At 59.8% G+C, this 24,060-nt stretch carries 19 protein-coding genes and 4 tRNA genes; all 23 read left to right on the top strand.

Annotated elements, in window-relative coordinates:
- Positions 1–9 precede the first annotated feature (9 nt).
- Positions 10–969, top strand: a complete 960-nt coding sequence (locus tag J5I97_RS15655; RefSeq protein WP_208587493.1) for a ribose-phosphate diphosphokinase — start codon at positions 10–12, stop codon at positions 967–969.
- Between the two features lie 110 nt (positions 970–1,079).
- Entirely contained in the window at positions 1,080–1,712 is a 633-nt protein-coding gene (locus J5I97_RS15650) for a 50S ribosomal protein L25/general stress protein Ctc (RefSeq protein WP_208587492.1), read from the top strand.
- Between the two features lie 51 nt (positions 1,713–1,763).
- The gene (gene pth, locus J5I97_RS15645) at positions 1,764–2,348 is read left to right on the top strand and encodes an aminoacyl-tRNA hydrolase (RefSeq protein ID WP_208587491.1); all 585 of its coding nucleotides are present in this window, start codon (positions 1,764–1,766) and stop codon (positions 2,346–2,348) included.
- Positions 2,349–2,422: 74 nt separating this feature from the next.
- Positions 2,423–3,514: a redox-regulated ATPase YchF gene (ychF, locus tag J5I97_RS15640; protein ID WP_208587490.1), complete on the top strand. Its 1,092-nt coding sequence runs from the start codon at positions 2,423–2,425 to the stop codon at positions 3,512–3,514.
- 156 nt (positions 3,515–3,670) lie between these two features.
- A tRNA-Tyr gene (locus J5I97_RS15635) sits at positions 3,671–3,756 on the top strand.
- A 29-nt stretch (positions 3,757–3,785) separates the two neighbouring features.
- A tRNA-Gly gene (locus J5I97_RS15630) sits at positions 3,786–3,859 on the top strand.
- Between the two features lie 34 nt (positions 3,860–3,893).
- Positions 3,894–3,969, top strand: a tRNA-Thr gene (locus J5I97_RS15625).
- Positions 3,970–4,015: 46 nt separating this feature from the next.
- Positions 4,016–5,206, top strand: a complete 1,191-nt coding sequence (gene tuf, locus J5I97_RS15620) for an elongation factor Tu (RefSeq protein ID WP_002811703.1) — start codon at positions 4,016–4,018, stop codon at positions 5,204–5,206.
- A 106-nt stretch (positions 5,207–5,312) separates the two neighbouring features.
- Positions 5,313–5,388 (top strand) — tRNA-Trp (locus J5I97_RS15615).
- A 49-nt stretch (positions 5,389–5,437) separates the two neighbouring features.
- On the top strand, positions 5,438–5,848 hold the full coding sequence (gene secE, locus J5I97_RS15610; RefSeq protein ID WP_208587489.1) for a preprotein translocase subunit SecE: 411 nt from the start codon (positions 5,438–5,440) through the stop codon (positions 5,846–5,848).
- A 13-nt stretch (positions 5,849–5,861) separates the two neighbouring features.
- Positions 5,862–6,419 (top strand): transcription termination/antitermination protein NusG, encoded by a 558-nt coding sequence (gene nusG, locus J5I97_RS15605; protein ID WP_208587488.1) that lies wholly within the window; start codon positions 5,862–5,864, stop codon positions 6,417–6,419.
- A 199-nt stretch (positions 6,420–6,618) separates the two neighbouring features.
- Positions 6,619–7,047, top strand: coding sequence for a 50S ribosomal protein L11 (gene rplK / locus J5I97_RS15600; protein ID WP_002811722.1), 429 nt, complete (start codon positions 6,619–6,621; stop codon positions 7,045–7,047).
- Positions 7,048–7,050: 3 nt separating this feature from the next.
- Positions 7,051–7,749, top strand: coding sequence for a 50S ribosomal protein L1 (gene rplA, locus J5I97_RS15595; protein WP_208587487.1), 699 nt, complete (start codon positions 7,051–7,053; stop codon positions 7,747–7,749).
- Positions 7,750–8,295: 546 nt separating this feature from the next.
- The gene (gene rplJ / locus J5I97_RS15590) at positions 8,296–8,829 is read left to right on the top strand and encodes a 50S ribosomal protein L10 (RefSeq protein WP_208587485.1); all 534 of its coding nucleotides are present in this window, start codon (positions 8,296–8,298) and stop codon (positions 8,827–8,829) included.
- A 53-nt stretch (positions 8,830–8,882) separates the two neighbouring features.
- Positions 8,883–9,248, top strand: coding sequence for a 50S ribosomal protein L7/L12 (gene rplL, locus J5I97_RS15585; RefSeq protein ID WP_208587484.1), 366 nt, complete (start codon positions 8,883–8,885; stop codon positions 9,246–9,248).
- A 271-nt stretch (positions 9,249–9,519) separates the two neighbouring features.
- Positions 9,520–13,671, top strand: a complete 4,152-nt coding sequence (rpoB, locus tag J5I97_RS15580) for a DNA-directed RNA polymerase subunit beta (protein WP_208587482.1) — start codon at positions 9,520–9,522, stop codon at positions 13,669–13,671.
- 154 nt (positions 13,672–13,825) lie between these two features.
- Complete coding sequence (gene rpoC, locus J5I97_RS15575; protein ID WP_208587481.1) at positions 13,826–18,040, top strand: DNA-directed RNA polymerase subunit beta'; 4,215 nt, start codon at positions 13,826–13,828, stop codon at positions 18,038–18,040.
- Between the two features lie 222 nt (positions 18,041–18,262).
- Complete coding sequence (gene rpsL / locus J5I97_RS15570) at positions 18,263–18,637, top strand: 30S ribosomal protein S12 (RefSeq protein WP_002811712.1); 375 nt, start codon at positions 18,263–18,265, stop codon at positions 18,635–18,637.
- 12 nt (positions 18,638–18,649) lie between these two features.
- Positions 18,650–19,117 carry a 30S ribosomal protein S7 gene (gene rpsG / locus J5I97_RS15565; protein ID WP_002811707.1) on the top strand — a complete coding sequence of 156 codons (468 nt, stop codon included), beginning with the start codon at positions 18,650–18,652 and terminating at the stop codon, positions 19,115–19,117.
- 137 nt (positions 19,118–19,254) lie between these two features.
- Positions 19,255–21,372: an elongation factor G gene (gene fusA, locus J5I97_RS15560; RefSeq protein ID WP_208587479.1), complete on the top strand. Its 2,118-nt coding sequence runs from the start codon at positions 19,255–19,257 to the stop codon at positions 21,370–21,372.
- A gap of 49 nt (positions 21,373–21,421) precedes the next feature.
- On the top strand, positions 21,422–22,612 hold the full coding sequence (gene tuf, locus J5I97_RS15555; RefSeq protein WP_002811703.1) for an elongation factor Tu: 1,191 nt from the start codon (positions 21,422–21,424) through the stop codon (positions 22,610–22,612).
- A 469-nt stretch (positions 22,613–23,081) separates the two neighbouring features.
- Complete coding sequence (gene rpsJ, locus J5I97_RS15550; RefSeq protein ID WP_002811701.1) at positions 23,082–23,393, top strand: 30S ribosomal protein S10; 312 nt, start codon at positions 23,082–23,084, stop codon at positions 23,391–23,393.
- Positions 23,394–23,404: 11 nt separating this feature from the next.
- Positions 23,405–24,055, top strand: a complete 651-nt coding sequence (gene rplC, locus J5I97_RS15545; protein WP_208587477.1) for a 50S ribosomal protein L3 — start codon at positions 23,405–23,407, stop codon at positions 24,053–24,055.
- Positions 24,056–24,060 lie beyond the last annotated feature (5 nt).

The raw sequence follows: 24,060 nt of genomic DNA, 5'->3' as shown, positions 1-24,060 counted from the left end.
AGAGATCCCATGCAAGACCAACGTAATCTGCTGGTGTTCTCCGGCAATGCCAACAAGCCGCTTGCCATGAGCATCTGCAAGGAGCTGGGCGTTCGCATGGGCAAAGCGCTGGTCACGCGCTTTTCCGATGGCGAAGTGCAGGTCGAGATCGAAGAAAGCGTGCGCCGGCAGGAAGTCTTCGTCATTCAGCCGACCTGCGCGCCGAGCGCCGAGAATCTGATGGAGCTGTTGGTGCTGATCGACGCGCTCAAGCGCGCCAGCGCCGCGTCGGTCACTGCGGTGATCCCGTATTTCGGTTATTCGCGTCAGGACCGCCGCATGCGTTCCTCGCGTGTGCCGATCACCGCCAAGGTCGCCGCCAAGATGATTTGCGCAATGGAGGCTGACCGCGTGTTGACGGTCGATCTGCACGCAGACCAGATTCAGGGCTTCTTCGATGTGCCGGTCGACAACGTCTACGCCTCGCCGCTGTTGCTGGCCGACATCTGGCGCGCCTATGGCACCGACAACCTGATCGTGGTCTCGCCGGACGTGGGTGGCGTTGTACGCGCGCGCGCCGTCGCCAAGCGCCTGGACGATGCGGATCTGGCCATCATCGACAAGCGCCGTCCGCGCGCCAACGTCGCCACGGTAATGAACATCATCGGCGACGTGCAGGGCAAGACCTGCGTGCTGGTCGACGATCTGGTCGATACCGCCGGCACTTTATGTGCTGCCGCTGCAGCGCTAAAGCAGCGCGGCGCCCTCAAAGTCGTGGCCTACATTACCCACCCGGTGCTGTCCGGCCCGGCGGTGGACAACATCAACAATTCGCAGCTCGACGAGTTGGTGGTCACCGACACGATTCCGCTGAACGAAGCGGCGCGCACCTGCGCCAAGATTCGTCAGCTGAGCGTGGCCGAGCTGCTAGCCGAGACCATCCGCCGTATCGCCTTCGGCGAGTCGGTCAGCTCGCTCTACGTCGACTGATGCCGCATTCGGCGTCTGGATCTCCCAGGCGCTGCAATCTGTCTCTCCTGGTCGCGGGTGAGACGTTTCATCGCCGCGAGGCGGTATTCCAAAACAGGTAGTGAAATTCAATGGTAAAGACACATGAAATCAAGGTCGAGCGCCGCGCGAACGAGGGGAAGGGTGCGAGCCGCCGCCTACGTCGCGCTGGCGTCATTCCGGCCATCGTTTACGGTGGCGAACTCGAACCGGTCAGCATCCAGCTCAACCACGAGCAGATCTGGCTTGCCCAGCAGAACGAGTGGTTTTACTCGTCTATTCTCGACCTGAACCTCAATGGCGACGTGCAACAGGTGCTGCTGCGTGACATGCAGCGCCATCCGTTCAAACAGCTGATCATCCACATCGACTTCCAGCGCGTCAGCGCTAACGAGACGCTCAGCGCCGCCGTGCCGCTGCATTTCATCAATGAAGCGACCTCGCCGGCTGGCAAGTCGAGCGACGTGGTTGTTACCCACGAACTCAACGAAGTTCAGGTGGTCTGCTTGCCGAAGGATCTGCCAGAGTTCATCGAAGTCGACCTCGGTGCCCTGGAAGTGGGTAATGTGATCCACTTGTCCGAGCTCAAGCTGCCGGCCGGCGTTGAAATTCCGGAGCTGAAGCTGGGTAAGGAGCACGACGTGGCTGTGGTCGCCGCCAAGCACGTGCGCATTGAAGAAGACGCTGCCGGTGAAGAAGGCAGCGAAGGCACCGAAACCAAGTAATCCGTTGGCCGATCTCTCGCATTGCGCGAGGGATCGGCTGCGGTGACTGGCATGTCTGCACTTGGCCTGATCGTCGGACTTGGGAATCCCGGTCCGGAACACGCTCAAACCCGGCACAACGCCGGGTTTCGTTTCGTCGATGCCATTGTCGAGCGCAGCGGCGCGCGCTGGGCGTTGGACGGCAAGTTGTTCGGAGAGACCGCCAGGGTCGACATCGCGGGACGGCGGGTCTGGCTGCTCAAGCCGGCCACCTTCATGAATCTCAGTGGCAAATCGATTACCGCTGCGTTGCGGTTCTGGAAGATCGAGCCGGAGCAGCTGCTCGTCGCACACGACGAACTGGATCTGGCACCTGGTACGGCGCGGCTCAAGTTCGACGGTGGTCACGGGGGCCAAAACGGTTTGCGCGACACTATTGGCCTGCTCGGGCACGGCAAATTTTACCGTTTGCGCGTCGGCATCGGTCATCCAGGCCACAAGGACCGCGTCGTGCCCTGGGTGCTGGGGCGGGCAGGGCGCCACGACGATGCAGCGATCGGCGCTGCAGTGGACGCTGCTATTGACGTACTGCCACTGGCGATGGATGGCAATTTCAATGAAGCGATGAAGCGCCTGCACACAAACAGGGATGCGTGATTGGGGAGTGGGGATTTGCAGCCGCGCGGCGTGACGAATCTCCAATCCCGAATCCCAAATCCCGGATGTGACCCATGAGTATCAAATGCGGCATCGTCGGTCTGCCCAACGTCGGCAAGTCGACACTGTTCAATGCGCTGACCAAGGCCGGCATCGCTGCGGCCAATTTCCCGTTCTGCACCATCGAGCCGAACGTCGGCATCGTGCCGGTGCCGGATCTGCGCCTCAATCAGCTGGCAGAAATCGTCAAGCCGCAGAAGTTGATCCCGACTGCGGTCGAGTTCGTCGACATCGCCGGTCTGGTTGCCGGTGCGGCGAGCGGTGAAGGGCTGGGCAACAAGTTCCTTGCGCATATTCGCGAAGTCGATGCGATCACCCACGTGGTGCGTTGCTTCGAGAACGACGACATCATCCATGTTAACAACAAGATCGACCCGATCGCCGATATCGAAACCATCGATACCGAGTTGGCGCTGGCCGATCTGGAGAGCGTTGAAAAGGCGTTCAATCGTGCCGAGCGCAGCGCGAAGGGCGGCGACAAGGAAGCGGCAGCACGTAAGCCGGTGCTGGCCAAGTTGCAGGCTGCGCTGGCCGATGGCAAAGCAGGGCGTGCGGCTGGTCTGGATGAGGAAGAAAAGGCGCTGGTGCGCGATCTGTTCTTGTTGACGCTCAAGCCGGTGATGTACATCGCCAATGTGCTCGAGGACGGCTTCGAAAACAATCCGCATCTAGACGCGGTGCGCGCGCACGCTGCAACCGAAGGTGCCGAAGTGGTGCCGGTCTCGGCAGCGATCGAACAAGAACTGTCCCAGCTCGACGACGAAGACCGCGACTGCTTCCTGGCCGATCTCGGTCTGGACGAGCCGGGCTTGAATCGCGTCATTCGCGCTGCCTACAGGTTGCTTGGCCTGCAGACCTACTTCACCGCAGGCGTCAAGGAAGTGCGTGCATGGACGATCAAGGCCGGTTCCACCGCGCCGCAGGCTGCGGCAGTGATCCACACCGATTTCGAAAAAGGCTTCATTCGCGCCGAGACGATCGGCTTCGATGACTTCATCAAGTACCGTGGTGAAGCCGGTGCGCGCGATGCGGGGCGTCTACGTCTGGAAGGCAAGGAATACCGCGTCCATGAAGGCGATGTGCTGCATTTCCGCTTCAACGTTTGACCGGTAGCGCGTTGTCCCTGCGCTAGCGCGTCTTCAGTGGTGGCGATTGGCTGAAAATTCTTGTTGACACTACGTGTGTCCCGCAGCAAGATAGCGGGCTGCTTCAAGCCTGAACCGAATTTCGCGTCACTGCGCACCGGTCCGGTAGTGAAAGCTGGAGGGATACCCAAGCGGCCAACGGGGGCAGACTGTAAATCTGCTGGCTTACGCCTTCGGTGGTTCGAATCCACCTCCCTCCACCAGTTTTACGTTGTATCACGCAGTTCCCGGCGCGGGAGTAGTTCAACGGTAGAACCTCAGCCTTCCAAGCTGATGGTGCGGGTTCGATTCCCGTCTCCCGCTCCATTGAACGCAAATGCGTGTCATAATACAGAACTACGCTCACGTAGCTCAGTCGGTAGAGCACCTCCTTGGTAAGGAGGAGGTCGAAGGTTCGATTCCTTTCGTGAGCACCATTGCCCAATCGTCTTCAACTCCAAACGATTACCGAGACACGCACCCATGGCAAAAACTAAATTCGAGCGCACCAAGCCGCACGTGAACGTCGGCACCATTGGTCACGTTGACCATGGCAAGACCACGTTGACCGCTGCGCTGACCAAGATCGGTGCCGAGCGTTTCGGTGGTGAGTTCAAGGCATACGACGCGATCGACGCGGCGCCGGAAGAGAAGGCGCGCGGCATCACGATTTCGACCGCACACGTCGAATACGAATCGCCGAACCGTCACTACGCGCACGTCGACTGCCCCGGTCATGCCGATTACGTCAAGAACATGATCACTGGTGCGGCGCAGATGGACGGTGCGATTTTGGTCTGTTCGGCTGCTGACGGCCCGATGCCGCAGACCCGTGAGCACATCCTGCTTTCGCGCCAGGTCGGTGTGCCGCACATCGTCGTGTTCCTGAACAAGGCAGACATGGTCGACGACGCCGAGCTGCTTGAGCTGGTCGAAATGGAAGTGCGTGAGCTGCTGAGCAAGTACGACTTCCCAGGCGACGACACTCCGATCATTCACGGTTCGGCGCGTCTGGCATTGGATGGCGATCAGAGCGAAATCGGCGTGCCGGCGATCTTGAAGCTTGTCGATGCTCTCGACACCTTCATCCCGGAGCCGACTCGCGACGTTGATCGTCCGTTCCTGATGCCGGTCGAAGACGTATTCTCGATCTCTGGTCGCGGCACCGTGGCGACCGGTCGTATCGAGCGCGGCGTCATCAAGGTTGGCGACGAAATCGAAATCGTCGGTATCCGCGCCACGCAGAAGACCACGGTCACCGGTGTGGAAATGTTCCGCAAGCTGCTGGACCAGGGTCAAGCGGGCGACAACGCCGGTCTGCTGCTGCGTGGCACCAAGCGTGACGACCTGGAGCGCGGGCAGGTGCTTTGCAAGCCGGGTTCGATCAAGCCGCACACCGAGTTTGAAGCTGAAGTCTACGTACTTTCCAAGGATGAGGGTGGGCGTCACACCCCGTTCTTCGATGGCTATCGTCCGCAGTTCTTCTTCCGCACCACCGACATCACTGGCGCTTGCAAGCTGCCGGAAGGCGTGGAGATGGTGATGCCGGGCGACAACGTGAAGATGGTCGTGACCCTGATCAACCCGGTTGCGATGGACGAAGGTCTGCGTTTCGCGATTCGTGAAGGTGGTCGTACCGTCGGCGCCGGCGTGGTTGCAAAGATCCTTAAGTAAAGGAACTGTTTCCAGTCGCCTTCCGGCGGATGGATTCAAACGAAGGCGGGCCGGCTGAACCTCGGTCCGCCTTCGTTGTAACAGGGTTTGCGGTAAACGAGTACATACGCCAGTAGCTCAATTGGCAGAGCAGCGGTCTCCAAAACCGCAGGTTGGGGGTTCGAGTCCCTCCTGGCGTGCCACTCCTCTTTCCGGCCCAGCGATTCGGGTCAGATCAGTAACTAGAGCCGGATGAATAGCAAAATCGAACCTTCCAAAAGCGCGTCTGCTGCCAGCGCTGATATCGTGAAATACGTCATCTCCGCGCTCCTTGTGGTTGCGGGGTTGTTTGTCTGGTTCTGGTTTTCTGCACCTGAGCGCGCCACCCAGCTCGGGGTCTGGACGCCGCAATTGCGTGCGTTGGCTGTGATCATGGGGCTGGTGGCGGGTGTGTTTGTATTTTTTGGGGCAGGCAAAGGCCTGGAAACCCGCGAATTCATATCGGAATCCAGGTTCGAGCTGCGCAAGGTGGTCTGGCCAACGCGCCAGGAAGCCATCCGCACCACCTGGGTCGTGATTGTTGTTGTGATCATTCTGAGTTTGCTGTTGGGCGGCTTCGACTTTGTCATCCAGAAGCTCACGCAGTGGTTCCTGGCTCGGTGAGGAGAATCAAGCAGTGAAGCGTTGGTATGTCGTTCACGCCTATTCAGGCTTCGAAAAATCCGTTGCGCAGTCATTGCGCGACCGCATCGTGCGAACCGAAATGCAAGACCGTTTCGGCGATGTCCTGGTGCCGACCGAAGAGGTCATCGAAATGCGTGCCGGCCAGAAGCGCCGGTCTGAGCGCAAGTTTTTCCCCGGCTATGTGCTGGTGGAGATCGAGACGCACGAAGATGCCGGTATCCCGCGCATCGACAATGAAAGCTGGCACTTGGTGAAGGAAACTTCCAAGGTGATGGGCTTTATTGGCGGCACGGCTGATCGCCCTTTGCCGATTCGTGATGAAGAGGCTGATGCGATTCTTCAGCGTGTGCAGGACGGCGTTGAGAAGCCGCGTCCAAAGGTGTTGTTCGAGCCAGGTCAGATGGTGCGTGTCACGGATGGTCCGTTCAACGACTTCAATGGCGTCGTGGAAGAAGTCAATTACGAGAAGAGCCGGCTGCGGGTTGCCGTGCTCATCTTCGGCCGTTCCACGCCGGTGGAGCTCGAATTCGGTCAGGTCGAGAAGGGCTGACCTAGGTCGGGTGCCGCCTAGGCGCTCGTACCAAATACTGTTACAGTGTACGGCTGATTGATTTGGTGAATCGTCGGCAAACAATGGCTGCCGCATGGTGGCCATATGCTTGTGGTCAAAAACGTGAAGCCGGGACACGTGATTTCCCGGTCCGATGGGGAGCCTGCAGTTAAGGCGTTAGCACCCGGAGAGTATCGAAATGGCTAAGAAAGTAGTTGGCTACATCAATTTACAGGTCAAGGCCGGCCAAGCCAATCCTGCGCCGCCGGTCGGCCCTGCGTTGGGTCAGCGCGGTCTGAACATCATGGAGTTCTGCAAGGCGTTCAATGCCGCCACGCAGAAGCTGGAGCCGGGTCTGCCGACGCCGGTGATCATCACCGCCTATTCCGACCGTACCTTCACCTTCATTATCAAGAGCACCCCGGCCAGCGTGTTGCTCAAGAAGGCAGCAGGCATCGCTTCCGGCTCCAAGCGCCCCAACACTGACAAGGTAGGCAAAGTGACGCGCAAGCAGCTGGAGGAAATCGTCAAGGTGAAGGAGGCTGATCTGACCGCTGCCGAGATGGAAGCGGCTGTGCGTACGATTGCGGGTACTGCCCGCAGCATGGGTTTGACGGTGGAGGGCTAAGACATGGCACAGAGCAAGCGCGTTAAGGCCATTGCGGCGGCTGTCGTTCCGGGCAAGACCTATGCCTTCGAAGACGCAATCAAGATCCTAAAGAATGTCACCAAGGTCAAGTTTGTCGAGTCGATCGACGTTGCTGTGCGCTTGGGCGTGGACGCCAAGAAGTCCGACCAGCAGGTGCGCGGCTCGACTGTGCTGCCGGCCGGTACAGGCAAGAGCGTGCGCGTTGCAGTATTCGCACCGGCGGGCGCCAAGGCTGATGAAGCCTTGGCTGCAGGCGCCGAGGCTGTGGGCATGGACGATCTGGCCGAGAAGATGCAGGCAGGCGACCTGAGTTACGATGTAGTCATCGCCACCCCTGACGCCATGCGCGTCGTTGGTAAGCTCGGCACCTTGCTGGGTCCGCGCGGCCTGATGCCGAACCCCAAGGTCGGCACCGTGTCGGCGAATCCGGGTGAGGCGGTCAAAAACGCAAAGTCGGGTCAGGTGCGTTACCGCACCGACAAGGCCGGCATCATCCACTGCACCATCGGTAAGGCCAGCTTCGATGATGAATCGCTGAAGTCGAACTTGCAGGCGCTTCTGCTGGATTTGCTGAAGGCCAAGCCGGCCACTTCCAAGGGCACCTACCTGCAGAAGGTCTCAGTCAGCTCGACCATGGGTCCGGGCGTGACGGTAGACCAGTCGAGCCTGTCGCTTAAGTGATCTGTCGCGTCGGACCGCAAGGTTCGACGCGACATGATGTGGTACTGCATTTTTTCCGGCCCGGTTCACCGTGTGCTGGAGTCCGTTCCCTGCTTTTGGGTAACGGGCATTTTGAAGGCGATCGTCGGCGTGTCCGGCGGTAGCCGTCAAAGACCGCAGGCGCGGTCAGCGCAGATCGACGACGGGCAGGGATGCTCGCATTGGCATGGAGTCGCCGTCGATGCAGCGGGATTGCTTAATTGGTTCGTCTCGAACCGGCCGGCGTAGATGGTGTCGCCCTTCTGGAGTTTTCTGGTTTACGCGCGTCTGGGGCATCCCGGATCGAGCCCACTCCAGGTCTAGAACGGCCACCAATGGAACATCGGTCGATGTTCCCAGCACCCAGGATGGATGCTGCCTAGGACCGCAACCGGCAGGAGCCGTGAGCGGAGTAGTTTGAAGCCGGAGATTGGAGATTCGGAATTGGGGATTGGCAAGAGCGGCGGCATGGTTTTTGACGAATCCCGAATTGCAGATCCTGACTCACGGCTTTAACGGAGGAGTGCAATGGCTCTCAATCTGTCCCAGAAGCAAGAAGTAGTCGCCGAGCTGGCAGACATCGCCGCCAAGGCTCACTCCCTGATCGCCGCCGAATATGCTGGCACCACGGTCTCCCAGATGACCGCGATGCGCAAGCAGGCCCGCGAAACTGGCGTGTTCTTGAAAGTTGTCAAGAACACCCTCGCTGCGCGTGCCGTTGAAGGTACTGATTTCGCTGTCGCTGCTGACAAGCTGGTCGGTCCTTTGCTGTATGCGTTTTCGATGGAGGAGCCCGGCGCAGCCGGTCGCCTGATCAAGGAATTTGCCAAGAGCAACGACAAGCTGCAGGCCAAGGTCGTGTCCATCGGCGGGGAACTGTTCCCGGCTGGTCACGTCGACGTGTTGGCATCGCTGCCGACCCGTGACCAGGCCCTGGCCATGCTTGCACGCGTGCTGTCCGAACCGGCTGCAATGTTCGCCCGTGCCGTCAAGGCTGTTGGCGACAAGCAGGGTGGTGGCGATGAAGTCGCCGCGCCGGTCGCCGAGACTGCCCAAGCTTGATGTCCTAGCGTTCGCTAGAACCCCATTCCAGAAAATCATTTAAAGGTAATCAAATGTCCCTTACCAACGAACAGATCGTCGACGCCATCGCCGAAAAGTCCTTGATGGAAGTGATGGAGCTGGTCAAGGCCATCGAAGAAAAGTTCGGTGTCTCCGCCGCTGCTCCGGTCGCAGCAGCAGCAGCTGGCCCGGCCGCCGTGGTTGAAGAGCAGACCGAATTCAACGTCGTGCTGGTTAACTGTGGCCTCAACAAGGTCGGCGTCATTAAGGCGGTCCGTGCCGTGACCGGCCTGGGCCTGAAGGAAGCCAAGGATTTGACCGAAGCCGGTGGCATCCTGAAAGAAGGCGCTTCGAAGGACGAAGCCGAGAAGATCAAGAAGGAACTGACCGAAGCCGGCGCGACTGTCGAAGTCAAGTAAGTAACACATTGTATCGCCAGCGTTTCATGGTGATGCACTGAAGGCTGGGGGCGTAGAGCTCCCGGCCTTCGCCGTTTCCGACGAGAATCGGGATTGGAGAATCGCAAATGCAAGCTTGCGTGCTTCCCCGATTCCCGGCCTCACCGAGTTGGTAGTTGGAAGTAGCGGGAGAAGGCGTGCTGGTGCCGGCAATACCAGCGACTTCCAACTGACAATTTTGTTATTTCAGGGCCGCCGCGATGTGGCCCCCGCAGCCTAGGGTGAAGACTTCATGACGTCTTATTCGTTCACCGAAAAAAAGCGTATCCGCAAGGACTTCGGTAAGCAGCGCTCGATTCTCGAAGTGCCATTCCTGCTTGCCATCCAGGTGGATTCCTACCGTGAGTTTCTGCAGGAAGACGTGGAGCCGACCAAGCGCAAGGACCTCGGTCTGCATGCTGCTCTGAAGTCGGTGTTCCCGATTTCCAGCTACAGCGGCAATGCTGCGCTGGAGTACGTTGGTTACAAGTTGGGTCAGCCTGTGTTTGACGAGCGTGAATGCCGTCAGCGTGGCATGAGCTATGGCGCGCCGCTGCGCGTGACCGTGCGGTTGGTGATCTACGATCGCGAGTCGTCGACCAAGGCAATCAAGTACGTGAAGGAACAGGAGGTCTATCTCGGCGAAATTCCGCTGATGACCGGTAATGGCACCTTCATCGTCAACGGCACCGAGCGCGTGATCGTCTCGCAGCTGCACCGTTCGCCGGGTGTGTTCTTCGACCACGACCGTGGCAAGACCCACAGCTCGGGCAAGCTGCTGTATAGCGCCCGGATCATTCCGTACCGCGGTTCCTGGTTGGACTTTGAGTTCGATCCGAAGGATGCGTTGTTCACCCGTATCGACCGTCGTCGCAAGCTGCCGGTGTCGATCCTGTTGCGCGCGCTTGGGTACAGCAACGAAGAGATGTTGGCAGAGTTCTTCGAGATCAACACCTTCCACATCAACCCGGACGAAGGCGTGCAGTTGGAGCTGGTGCCGGAGCGTCTGCGTGGTGAAACGCTTAATTTCGACCTGGCCGATGGCGACAAGGTCATCGTGGAAGCCGGAAAGCGCATCACTGCGCGTCACGTCAAGCAGCTCGAAGCCGCCGGTGTCGCCGCGCTGGCGGTGCCGGACGATTATCTGGTCGGCCGCATCCTGTCACACGACGTGGTCGATGGTTCGACCGGCGAACTGCTGGCCAATGCCAATGACGAGATCAGCGAAGACCAACTGGCTGCGTTCCGCAAAGCCGGCGTCGATGCGGTCGGCACCTTGTGGGTGAACGATCTGGATCGTGGTCCGTACCTTTCCAATACCCTGCGTATCGATCCGACTAAGACGCAGCTAGAAGCGCTGGTCGAGATCTACCGCATGATGCGTCCGGGCGAGCCGCCGACCAAGGAAGCCGCACAGAACCTGTTCCACAACCTGTTCTTCACCTTCGAGCGCTACGACCTGTCAACGGTTGGCCGGATGAAGTTCAACCGTCGCGTCGGCCGCAAGGCAGTGCTCGGCGAGTCGGTGCTCTACGACAAGAAGTACTTTGCCGAGCGTAACGACGAAGAGTCCAAACGTCTGGTCGCCGAGCACACCGACACCTCAGACATTCTGGAAGTGATCAAGGTGCTCACGGAAATCCGCAATGGTCGCGGTGTGGTCGATGACATCGATCACCTCGGCAACCGTCGCGTGCGTTCGGTCGGCGAAATGGCCGAAAACGTGTTTCGCGTGGGCTTGGTTCGCGTCGAGCGCGCGGTCAAAGAGCGCCTGTCGATGGCGGAGTCGGAAGGTCTGACGCCGCAGGAACTGATCAACGCCAAGCCGGTCGCTGCCGCGATCAAGGAATTCTTCGGCTCTTCGCAGCTGTCGCAGTTCATGGACCAGAACAACCCGCTGTCGGAAGTGACGCACAAGCGTCGCGTCTCCGCACTGGGCCCGGGCGGCCTGACCCGCGAGCGCGCCGGCTTCGAAGTGCGTGATGTGCATCCGACCCATTACGGCCGCGTCTGCACCATCGAAACCCCGGAAGGCCCGAACATCGGCCTGATCAACTCGCTGGCCGTGTTCGCCCGCACTAACCAGTACGGCTTCCTTGAAACGCCTTATCGTAAGGTACTGGACGGCAAAGTCTCCGACGACGTCGAATACCTGTCGGCGATCGAAGAAAACGAGTACGTGATCGCCCAGGCGAACGCGCTGACCGACGTCAAGAACATGCTCACCGAGCAGTTCGTGCCGTGCCGGTTCCAGGGCGAGTCGTTGCTGAAGCCGCCGGCCGAAGTGCACTTCATGGACGTCTCGCCGATGCAGACCGTGTCGGTAGCAGCCGCGCTGGTGCCGTTTCTTGAGCACGATGACGCGAACCGCGCACTGATGGGCGCCAACATGCAGCGCCAGGCCGTGCCGACACTGCGTTCGCAGAAGCCGTTGGTGGGTACGGGTATCGAACGTGCAGTTGCGCGCGACTCGGGCGTGACCGTGAATGCCCTACGTGGTGGCGTGATCGAGCAGATCGACGCGGCCCGCATCGTCGTTAAGGTCAACGAGGCAGAAATCGGCGGCGGTACCGATGCCGGCGTGGATATCTACAACCTGATCAAGTACACCCGTTCCAACCAGAATACCTGCATCAACCAGCGTCCGCTGGTAAACGTGGGTGACGTGATCGCGCGCGGCGACGTGCTGGCCGACGGCCCGTCCACCGACATCGGTGAGCTGGCGTTGGGTCAGAACATGCTGATCGCGTTTATGCCCTGGAATGGCTACAACTTCGAAGACTCTATCCTGCTTTCCGAGCGCGTGGTGGAAGAAGATCGTTACACCACGATCCACATCGAAGAACTGACCTGTGTTGCACGCGACACTAAGCTGGGGCCGGAGGAAATTTCCGCCGACATCCCGAATGTGTCCGAGCAGGCCTTGAACCGTCTGGACGAAAGTGGCGTGGTGTACATCGGTGCGGAAGTGCGCGCCGGCGACATCATGGTCGGCAAGGTCACGCCGAAGGGCGAAAGCCAGCTGACGCCGGAAGAAAAGCTGCTGCGTGCGATCTTCGGTGAGAAGGCGTCAGACGTGAAGGACAGCTCGCTGCGTGTTCCCCCAGGCATGGACGGCACCGTCATCGACGTGCAGGTCTTCACCCGAGACGGCATCGAGAAGGACAAGCGTGCGCGTCAGATTGAAGAATCCGAAATCAAGCGCGTCAAGAAGGACTTCGACGACCAGTTCCGCATCCTTGAAGCAGCCATCTACGCACGTCTGCGCTCGCAGATCGTGGGCAAGGTCGCCAATGGCGGTCCGAACCTGAAGAAGGGCGACAACGTCACCGACGCGTATCTGGACGGCCTGAAGAAGTCCGATTGGTTCCAGCTGCGCATGAAGGACGAAGACGCTGCCGATGCCATCGAGCGCGCGCAGAAGCAGATCCAGGCGCACGAGAAGGAATTCGAAGTACGCTTTGCCGACAAGCGCGGCAAGATTACCCAGGGTGACGACCTCGCACCGGGCGTGCTGAAGATGGTCAAGGTGTTCCTGGCAGTGAAGCGCCGCATCCAGCCGGGCGACAAGATGGCAGGCCGCCACGGCAACAAGGGTGTGGTCTCCAATGTCGTGCCGGTCGAGGACATGCCTTACATGGCCACCGGCGAGCCGGTCGACATCGTGCTCAACCCACTTGGCGTGCCGTCGCGTATGAACATCGGACAGATTCTGGAAGTTCATCTGGGCTGGGCCGCCAAAGGCCTGGGTCGCAAGATCCAGCACATGCTGGAAGCCCAGGCCGCGGTCAGCGAACTGCGCAAGTTTCTGGACGACATTTACAACCACGACAGCGCGATCAATGCACAGCGTGTGGATCTGTCGCAGTTCAGCGATGAGGAACTGCTCAACCTGGGCAAGAATCTTATCGATGGCGTGCCGATGGCTACCCCGGTGTTCGACGGCGCCAGCGAAGCGGAAATCAAGCGCATGCTGGAACTGGCCGACTTGCCGCAGAGCGGGCAGACCCAGTTGTATGACGGTCGCACCGGCGAAGCGTTCGATCGCAAGACCACGGTCGGCTACATGCACTATCTGAAGTTGAACCACTTGGTCGACGACAAGATGCATGCCCGCTCGACTGGCCCGTACTCGCTAGTCACTCAGCAGCCGCTGGGCGGCAAGGCCCAGTTCGGTGGGCAGCGCTTTGGTGAGATGGAAGTCTGGGCGCTGGAAGCCTACGGCGCGGCCTACACCCTGCAGGAAATGCTGACAGTAAAGTCCGACGACGTGCAGGGCCGCAACCAGATGTACAAGAACATCGTCGATGGTGAGCACGAGATGGTCGCTGGCATGCCGGAATCCTTCAACGTGTTGGTGAAGGAAATCCGCTCGCTGGCGATCAACATGGAACTGGAAGAGTGAGACATCGTGACTGGGCAACGGTGACCCGGGACCGGGAAGTCGAAAGCCATGCGCTTTTGACTTCCCGGCTCCCCGGTCCCTGGTGCCCGATCCCAAACACGACTTTTCTCCGTCCCATCTCAGATACGAAATTCCTCCGACCCGGAGATATCAAATGAAAGACCTGCTCAACCTCTTCAACCAGCAGCGGCAGACGCTGGATTTCGACGCGATCAAGATCGCGCTGGCCTCGCCCGACCTGATCCGTTCGTGGTCCTACGGTGAAGTGAAGAAGCCCGAAACCATCAACTACCGTACCTTCAAGCCCGAGCGTGACGGCCTGTTCTGCGCCGCCATCTTTGGGCCGATCAAGGACTACGAATGCCTGTGCGGCAAGTACAAGCGCATGAAGCACCGCGGTGTGGTCTGCGAAAAGTGCGGCACCGAAGTTACCTTGGCCAAGGTGCGTCGCGAGCGCATGGGTCATATCGACCTGGCTTCGCCGGTCGCGCATATCTGGTTCCTCAAGTCGCTTCCTTCGCGCATCGGTTTGATGCTGGACATGACCCTGCGCGACATCGAGCGCGTGCTGTACTTCGAAGCCTACGTGGTCACCGAGCCTGGCCTGACCCCGCTAGAGCGCCGCCAGCTGCTGACCGAAGAGCAGTACCTGACCGCACGTCAGGAATACAACGACGACTTCGACGCCGCGATGGGCGCCGAGGCTGTCTATGATCTGCTGCGATCCATCGATCTGCAGTCGGAAGTGACCCGTTTGCGCGAAGAAATCGCCAGCACCGGTTCGGAAACCAAACTCAAGCGCCTCACCAAGCGCATCAAGCTGATCGAAGCCTTCCTCGAATCGGGCAACCGCCCTGAGTGGATGGTCATGACCGTGTTGCCGGTGCTGCCGCCGGATCTGCGTCCGCTGGTGCCGTTGGATGGCGGCCGCTTTGCGACCTCGGATCTGAACGATCTGTACCGCCGCGTGATCAACCGCAACAACCGGCTGCGTCGTCTGCTTGAACTCAATGCGCCGGACATCATCGTGCGCAACGAAAAGCGCATGCTGCAGGAATCGGTGGATGCGCTGCTGGACAACGGCCGTCGTGGTCGTGCCATCACCGGCACCAACAAGCGTCCGCTGAAGTCGCTTGCCGACATGATCAAGGGCAAGCAGGGGCGGTTCCGTCAGAACCTGCTCGGCAAGCGCGTGGATTACTCTGGTCGTTCGGTCATTACCGTCGGTCCGTACCTCAAGTTGCATCAGTGCGGCCTGCCGAAGAAGATGGCGCTTGAGCTGTTCAAGCCATTTGTATTCGCCAAGCTGCAGCGTCGCGGCCTAGCAACCACTATCAAGGCTGCCAAGAAGCTGGTCGAGCGCGAAGAGGCCGAGGTGTGGGACATCCTCGAAGAAGTCATTCGCGAGCATCCGGTCCTGTTGAACCGTGCGCCGACCCTGCACCGTTTAGGCATCCAGGCGTTCGAGCCGGTGTTGATCGAAGGCAAGGCCATCCAGCTGCATCCGCTGGTGTGTACGGCATTCAACGCCGACTTCGACGGTGACCAGATGGCCGTCCACGTGCCGCTCTCTCTGGAAGCCCAGCTGGAAGCGCGTGCGCTGATGATGTCCACCAACAACATCCTGTCGCCGGCCAACGGCGAGCCGATCATCGTGCCGTCGCAGGACGTGGTGTTGGGCCTGTACTACATGAGCCGCGCGCTCGAGAACAAGAAGGGCGAAGGCATGGTGTTTGCCAACACCAGTGAAGTGAAGCGCGCCTACGACAACCGCGTGGTGGAACTGCACGCCAAGGTCAAGGTCCGCATCACCCAGGTGGATGTCGAAGCCGACGGCAAGCGCAGTAGCGGTACCTCGATCGTGGACACCACGGTCGGTCGAGCGCTGCTGAGCGAAATCCTGCCGGAAGGTCTGCCGTTTCAGCTTGCCAACACCGAGATGACCAAGAAGAACATCTCGCGTCTGATCAACTCCAGCTATCGTCTGCTCGGCTTGAAGGACACTGTCGTGTTCGCCGACAAGCTGATGTACACCGGCTATGCCTACGCAACCCGAGCAGGCGTGTCGATCGGCATCGACGACATGCTGATCCCGGACGAGAAGAAGGGCATCCTCACCGAGGCAGAAGCCGAAGTGCTTGAAATCCAGGAGCAGTATCAGTCCGGTCTGGTTACCGCTGGCGAGCGTTACAACAAGGTCGTGGACATCTGGTCGCGCACCAGTGAGCGCATCGCCAAGGCGATGATGGACACCATCGGTACCGAGAAGGTGGAAAACGCCAAGGGCGAGACCATCGACCAGAAGTCGATGAACTCGCTCTATATCATGGCCGACTCCGGTGCCCGTGGTAGTCAGGCGCAGATCCGTCAGCTGGCCGGTATGCGCGGCTTGATGGCGCGTCCGGACGGCTCGATCATCGAGACGCCGATCAAGGCGAACTTTCGCGAAGGCTTGAACGTGCAGGAGTACTTCAACTCCACCCACGGTGCCCGTAAAGGTCTGGCCGATACCGCGCTGAAGACTGCCAACTCGGGTTACCTGACCCGTCGTCTGGTCGACGTGGCGCAGGACGTGGTGATCACCGAAGTCGATTGCGGCACCGTCGAAGGGTTGATCATGACCCCGATCGTGGAAGGCGGCGACGTGGTCGAGCCGTTGAAGGAGCGCGTGCTGGGCCGTGTGGTGGCCGAGGACGTATACCTTCCCGGCAACGACGAAGAGCCGATCGTTACCCGTAACACGCTGCTCGATGAAGCGTGGGTGGCGAAATTGGAAGAGGCTAGTGTGCAGTCGGTGAAGGTGCGTTCGACCATTAGCTGCGAGTCGTCGTTCGGCGTGTGCGCACGTTGCTACGGTCGCGATCTTGCACGTGGCCACCAGGTCAACATCGGTGAAGCGGTCGGCGTCATCGCCGCACAGTCGATCGGTGAGCCAGGTACCCAGCTCACCATGCGTACGTTCCACATCGGTGGTGCGGCATCGCGTGCGGCTGCGGTGGACAACATCACGGTCAAGACGACCGGTTCGGTGAAGTTCAACAACCTCAAGTCGGTGGCGCATGCCAGTGGTGCGCTTGTCGCTGTCTCGCGTTCTGGCGAACTGTCCGTGCTCGATGGCCATGGCCGTGAGCGCGAGCGTTACAAGCTCCCGTACGGCGCCACCATCACCGTCAAAGACGGCGATGCAGTCAAGGCTGGGCAGGGCGTTGCCAACTGGGATCCGCATAACCACCCGATCGTGTCGGAAGTGGCCGGTTTCATCCGCTTCATCGACTTCGTCGACGGCGTCACCGTCATCGAAAAGACCGACGAACTGACCGGTCTGGCCTCGCGTGAAATCACCGACCCGAAGCGTCGCGGTGCACATGCCAAGGAACTGCGCCCAATCGTGCGCATCGTCGATGGCAAGGGCAATGATCTGACGATTCCGAACACGGATCTGCCGGCTCAGTACTTGTTGCCGCCGCGCTCCATTGTCAACCTGCAGGATGGCGCTGCCGTCGGCGTGGGCGACGTGGTTGCCAAGATCCAGCAAGAAGCGTCCAAGACTCGCGACATCACCGGCGGTCTGCCGCGTGTTGCCGATTTGTTCGAAGCGCGCAAGCCGAAGGATCCTGCGATCCTGGCCGAGCGCTCGGGTATTATCAGCTTCGGCAAGGACACCAAGGGCAAGCAACGTCTAATCATCAAAGACACCGATGGTTCGGAACACGAAGAGCTGATCCCGAAGTACCGCCAGATCATCGTGTTCGAAGGCGAACACGTGACCAAGGGCGAAACGGTTGTGGACGGCGAGCCGAGCCCGCAGGACATCCTGCGTCTGCTGGGTGTCGAGCCGTTAGCCGCGTATCTGGTCAAGGAGATCCAGGACGTGTATCGCCTGCAGGGCGTGAAGATCAACGACAAGCACATCGAGGTGATCACGCGCCAGATGCTACGTAAGGTTGAGATCACCGACCAAGGCACCAGCAAGTTCCTCAACGGCGAGCAGGTCGAGCGGCAGCGCGTCATCGAGGAAAATGCCCGCCTGATAAAGCGCAACGAACTGCCGGCCAAGTACGATCCGGTGCTGTTGGGTATCACCAAGGCCTCGTTGGCCACTGAGTCATTCATCTCGGCGGCGTCGTTCCAGGAGACCACCCGCGTGTTGACCGAGGCTGCCGTGCGCGGCACCCGCGACAACCTGCGCGGCCTGAAGGAAAACGTAATCGTGGGACGTCTGATCCCGGCCGGTACCGGTCTGACGTACCACGCCGGACGTCGCAAATCTTCGGGTCTGACCGATTTGGAAATGGAAACGCTGTCGGGCAAACCGACGGTGGTCGAACCGGTCGCAGCTGTGGCCGACGCTGGCGCGGACGAGGAGTAAGTGCTCCAGCGGCGGTCGTAAGACCGCCGTAAGCCAAGCGAAAAGCAGGGCAGGGAGGCCCTACGTTTTCCGGCCTTCGGATGGGTCAGTGGTTTCAGATTCCGTGAAGTTGACGAAGTTTTGTCCTGCCAGCTATAATTCTCTGTCACGGCGGGCCGTTTTTCGGCCTGCCTTTGTTTTCGTGCAAGGCCGTCTCGGCCTCTCAATCAGAAGAATCAACTGATGACGACGATCAATCAGCTGGTCCGCAAGCCTCGGCAAGCGACCACCTACAAGAGTGCCTCCCCGGCACTGGACAAGTGTCCGCAGCGCCGTGGCGTTTGCACACGCGTCTATACAACTACTCCGAAGAAGCCGAACTCGGCCCTGCGTAAGGTCGCCAAAGTGCGTCTGACGAATCAGGAAGAGGTCATCAGCTACATTGGTGGTGAAGGCCACAATCTGCAGGAGCACTCCGTGGTCCTGATTCGCGGTGGCCGCGTCAAGGATCTTCCTGGTGTGCGCTATCACACCGTCCGTGGTTCGCTGGACGCCGCCGGCGTCGCAAAGCGTCGTCAAGGTCGTTCCAAGTACGGCGCCAAGCGCCCGAAGAGCTAAGGAAATACTCCAATGTCCCGTAAAGGTTCTACTCCGCAGCGCACCGTCCTGCCTGATCCAAAGCATGGCAGCGAAACCATTGCCCGCTTCATCAATATGGTGATGCAAAGTGGCAAGAAGTCGGTTGCTGAGAAAATTGTCTATGGCGCGATGGACGTCATTGGCGAAAAGAATCCGAATGCCGTCGAGCTGGTGCAGAAAGCACTGGACAACGTGGCCCCGGCTGTCGAAGTTAAATCGCGTCGCGTTGGTGGTGCTACCTATCAGGTGCCTGTCGAAGTGCGCTCCTCTCGTCGCATGGCGCTGGCAATGCGCTGGTTAATCGAGTCCGCGCGCAAGCGTGGCGAGAACACCATGCCGCGCAAGCTGGCTGCAGAATTGTTGGATGCCTCCGAAAGCCGTGGCGGGGCGGTCAAAAAGCGCGAAGAGACGCACCGTATGGCGGAGGCGAACAAGCCGTTCGCACACTACCGCTGGTAACCGCGGGGGTCTTGGTAACGGGGCCCTTCAGCACCGTCTGAGTGCTGTTTGCGACACATCTTGCGTCGCATCCAATCCGAAGGCCGCCGAAAGGCGGCGTTCGGCCATCCGAAATTCAAGAAATTGAGAGGCTCCCTGTGGCCCGCACCACCCCTATCGAGCGTTACCGTAACTTCGGCATCATGGCTCACATCGATGCCGGCAAGACCACCACCTCCGAGCGCATCCTGTTCTACACCGGTGTCAGTCACAAGATCGGCGAGGTCCATGACGGCGCTGCAGTGATGGACTGGATGGAGCAGGAGCAAGAGCGTGGTATCACGATCACCTCTGCTGCGACCACCGCGTTCTGGTCGGGCATGGACAAGTCCATGCCGCAGCACCGCTTCAACATTATCGATACCCCCGGGCACGTCGACTTCACCATCGAAGTGGAGCGATCATTGCGCGTGCTCGACGGTGCGGTGTTCGTGCTGTGCGCCGTTGGTGGCGTGCAGCCGCAGTCCGAGACCGTGTGGCGTCAGGCCAACAAATATTCCGTGCCGCGGATGGCGTTCGTCAACAAGATGGACCGTACCGGTGCCAACTTCGACAAGGTCGTTGAGCAGCTGAAGGCTCGTCTTGGTGCCTACGCCGTGCCAATGCAGGTGCCGATCGGCGCTGAAGACGGCTTTGAGGGCGTGGTCGACCTGTTGAAGATGAAGGCGATCCATTGGGATACCGCATCGCAGGGGACCACTTTCGAATATCGCGATATCCCGACCGACCTGGTCGAGATCGCGACCGAAGCGCGTGCGTTCATGGTTGAAGCTGCTGCCGAAGCCAGCGAAGACCTAATGGATAAGTACCTCAACGAAGGCGACCTGACCGAAGAAGAGATATTGCTGGGTCTGCGCGAGCGCACCCTAAAAGTCGAGATCGTGCCGGTATTCTGTGGTTCGGCGTTCAAGAACAAGGGCGTACAGGCCATGCTCGACGGCGTCGTGCACCTGCTGCCGTCGCCGGCAGACCGCCCGCCGGTGGCTGGTATCGACGAAGACGAGAAAGAGGACACTCGCCCTGCGACCGATACTGCGCCTTTCTCTGCGTTGGCGTTCAAGATCATGACCGACCCGTTCGTGGGCTCGCTGACGTTCTTTCGTGTCTATTCGGGCACGCTGAACTCCGGCGACCAGGTCTACAACCCGGTCAAGTCGAAGAAAGAGCGCGTGGGCCGCATCCTGCAGATGCATTCCAACAATCGCGAAGAGATCAAGGAAGTGCGTGCAGGTGATATCGCCGCTGCCGTGGGCCTGAAGGACGTCACCACCGGCGACACGCTGTGCGCGCAGGATCGCGTCATCACCCTGGAGCGCATGGTGTTCCCGGAGCCGGTGATCTCGATGGCTGTGGAGCCGAAGACCAAGTCTGATCAGGAAAAGATGGGTATGGCCCTGGGCCGTCTGGCGCAGGAAGATCCCTCGTTTCGCGTCAAGACCGACGAAGAATCTGGCCAGACCATCATCTCGGGCATGGGTGAGTTGCACCTGGACATCATCGTCGACCGTATGCGCCGCGAGTTCAATGTCGAGGCCAACGTCGGCAAGCCGCAGGTGGCCTACCGTGAAACGATCCGCAAGTCCGACGTCAAGTCCGACTACAAGCATGCCAAGCAGTCCGGTGGTAAAGGTCAATATGCTCACGTCGTGATCGAGTTGTCGCCGATGAGCGAGGAAGATCGCAAGAACGACAGCGTCAAGGACGATTTTCTGTTCATTAACGATATTACCGGCGGCATTATTCCGAAGGAATTCATCCCCTCGGTCGAAAAGGGTCTGCGCGAAACGATCACCAGTGGTCCGATCGCCGGCTTCCCGGTGGTGGGCGTGAAGGTCAAGCTGGTGTTCGGCTCTTACCATGACGTCGACTCGTCGGAAATGGCGTTCAAGCTGGCCGCGTCGATGGCGTTCAAGCAGGGCTTCGCGAAAGCCAGCCCGGCGCTGCTGGAGCCGATCATGAAGGTCGAAATCGTCAGCCCGGAGGATTACCTGGGTGACGTGATGGGCGACGTGAGCCGCCGTCGTGGCGTGTTGCAGGGTCAGGGCGACAGCCCGTCGGGCAAGATCGTCAACGCGATGATTCCGCTGGGCGAAATGTTCGGTTACGCGACTTCGCTGCGCTCCATGAGCCAGGGCCGTGCGACTTTCTCGATGGAATTCGATCACTACGAAGAGGCACCGACCAACATCGCCGATTCCGTCACCAAGAAGAGCTGAGTTCGCTCAGCTGCTTCACGAAATTTTCCAATTAAGAGGTTAGTACGTTATGGCAAAAACTAAATTCGAGCGCACCAAGCCGCACGTGAACGTCGGCACCATTGGTCACGTTGACCATGGCAAGACCACGTTGACCGCTGCGCTGACCAAGATCGGTGCCGAGCGTTTCGGTGGTGAGTTCAAGGCATACGACGCGATCGACGCGGCGCCGGAAGAGAAGGCGCGCGGCATCACGATTTCGACCGCACACGTCGAATACGAATCGCCGAACCGTCACTACGCGCACGTCGACTGCCCCGGTCATGCCGATTACGTCAAGAACATGATCACTGGTGCGGCGCAGATGGACGGTGCGATTTTGGTCTGTTCGGCTGCTGACGGCCCGATGCCGCAGACCCGTGAGCACATCCTGCTTTCGCGCCAGGTCGGTGTGCCGCACATCGTCGTGTTCCTGAACAAGGCAGACATGGTCGACGACGCCGAGCTGCTTGAGCTGGTCGAAATGGAAGTGCGTGAGCTGCTGAGCAAGTACGACTTCCCAGGCGACGACACTCCGATCATTCACGGTTCGGCGCGTCTGGCATTGGATGGCGATCAGAGCGAAATCGGCGTGCCGGCGATCTTGAAGCTTGTCGATGCTCTCGACACCTTCATCCCGGAGCCGACTCGCGACGTTGATCGTCCGTTCCTGATGCCGGTCGAAGACGTATTCTCGATCTCTGGTCGCGGCACCGTGGCGACCGGTCGTATCGAGCGCGGCGTCATCAAGGTTGGCGACGAAATCGAAATCGTCGGTATCCGCGCCACGCAGAAGACCACGGTCACCGGTGTGGAAATGTTCCGCAAGCTGCTGGACCAGGGTCAAGCGGGCGACAACGCCGGTCTGCTGCTGCGTGGCACCAAGCGTGACGACCTGGAGCGCGGGCAGGTGCTTTGCAAGCCGGGTTCGATCAAGCCGCACACCGAGTTTGAAGCTGAAGTCTACGTACTTTCCAAGGATGAGGGTGGGCGTCACACCCCGTTCTTCGATGGCTATCGTCCGCAGTTCTTCTTCCGCACCACCGACATCACTGGCGCTTGCAAGCTGCCGGAAGGCGTGGAGATGGTGATGCCGGGCGACAACGTGAAGATGGTCGTGACCCTGATCAACCCGGTTGCGATGGACGAAGGTCTGCGTTTCGCGATTCGTGAAGGTGGTCGTACCGTCGGCGCCGGCGTGGTTGCAAAGATCCTTAAGTAAAGGAACTGCGGTTCGTCGGCTTATGCCATCCGCGTAGCAAGGAGGGGTCGGCGTAAGCTGGCCCTTTTTATGGGCTGCCGTCGTTGAGCGAAAGTGCCCATGCGTCGGTAAATGTGCAGTAGTAGGTGCTTGCATCCGTAGAAACCCATCGCTATAATGTGCGGCTCGGTGTCCCTGGGTAGGGCCCTGAGTTACAGCGAAAAGAACGGCAGGACGCCGCTCGTGTTCGCCGGACCGGGAAGGTCGCGTTGCATGGAGTGTTCAACAATTGACATGTTGTTGACGATGCTCTAGCTGCGCACTATATTTCCCGTTCTGGGCAGGCCGGTTTACCGGTCTGCCTCAGTTTTTGGGCGGAGGAAATGCCCTCGTCGACAGGACGCACGGCGACCTCATCAACGTCAGGAATATAGGGGCAGGTATCCCAGAGGCCTTGCCCGTCGCTCTTTTAACGAAGGAAGCTTCCGTCATGTCGGAACAAAAGATCCGGATTCGGTTGAAGGCTTATGATCATCGCTTGATCGACCGTTCGGCCAGCGAGATCGTCGAGACAGCTAAGCGGACCGGCGCGCAAGTGCGTGGCCCTATTCCGTTGCCGACCAAGATCGAACGTTACACCATCCTCGTATCCCCGCATGCCGACAAGGATGCTCGTGATCAATACGAAACCCGCACGTTCAAGCGTGTGCTCGATATCGTCGACCCCAACGACAAGACCGTGGACGCGCTGATGAAGCTCGAGCTCGCGGCTGGCGTCGACGTCCAGATCAAGCTGACCTGAGGACTACGACCATGACGAAGAAATATTCGTTGGGCTTCGTGGGCCGTAAGGCCGGTATGAGCCGAGTCTTCACTGAAGATGGCCGCTCGGTACCGGTTACGCTGATCGAAGCAACTCCGAACCGCATCGCGCAGATCAAGACCGTCGAAGTCGATGGCTACAGCGCAGTGCAGGTGACCGTTGGCGCCCGTCGTGCCGCGCTGGTCAATAAGCCGGCTGCAGGTCACTTCTCCAAGGCAAAGGTGGAAGCAGGTCGCGGCCTTTGGGAGTTCCGCCTTGAAGATGCGCAGCTCGGCGATTTCGCCGTCGGCGGCGAAATCAAGGCGGACATCTTCGAGGTCGGCCAGAAAGTCGACGTCCAGGGCGTCACTAAGGGTAAGGGTTTCCAGGGCACCATCAAGCGCTACAACTTCCGTATGGGCGATGCAACTCACGGTAACTCGCTGTCGCATCGCGCGCCGGGTTCGTTGGGTCAACGCCAGACCCCGGGGCGTGTCTTCCCGGGTAAGAAGATGTCGGGCCACATGGGCGCCGTGCAGCAAAGCACGCAGAATCTGGAAGTGGTCAAGGTCGACGTCGAGCGTGGTCTGATTGCTATCTGCGGTGCCGTGCCTGGCGCAGCTGGTGGCGATGTGATCGTCCGTCCGGCGAGCAAGGCATAAAGGAG

It is taken from the genome of Xanthomonas fragariae (genome assembly GCF_017603965.1).
In the GTDB taxonomy this organism is placed as follows: Bacteria; Pseudomonadota; Gammaproteobacteria; order Xanthomonadales; family Xanthomonadaceae; genus Xanthomonas; species Xanthomonas fragariae_A.
Note: the sequence above shows the minus strand (reverse complement) of the source record. Positions and strands in the feature narration are given on the sequence as shown.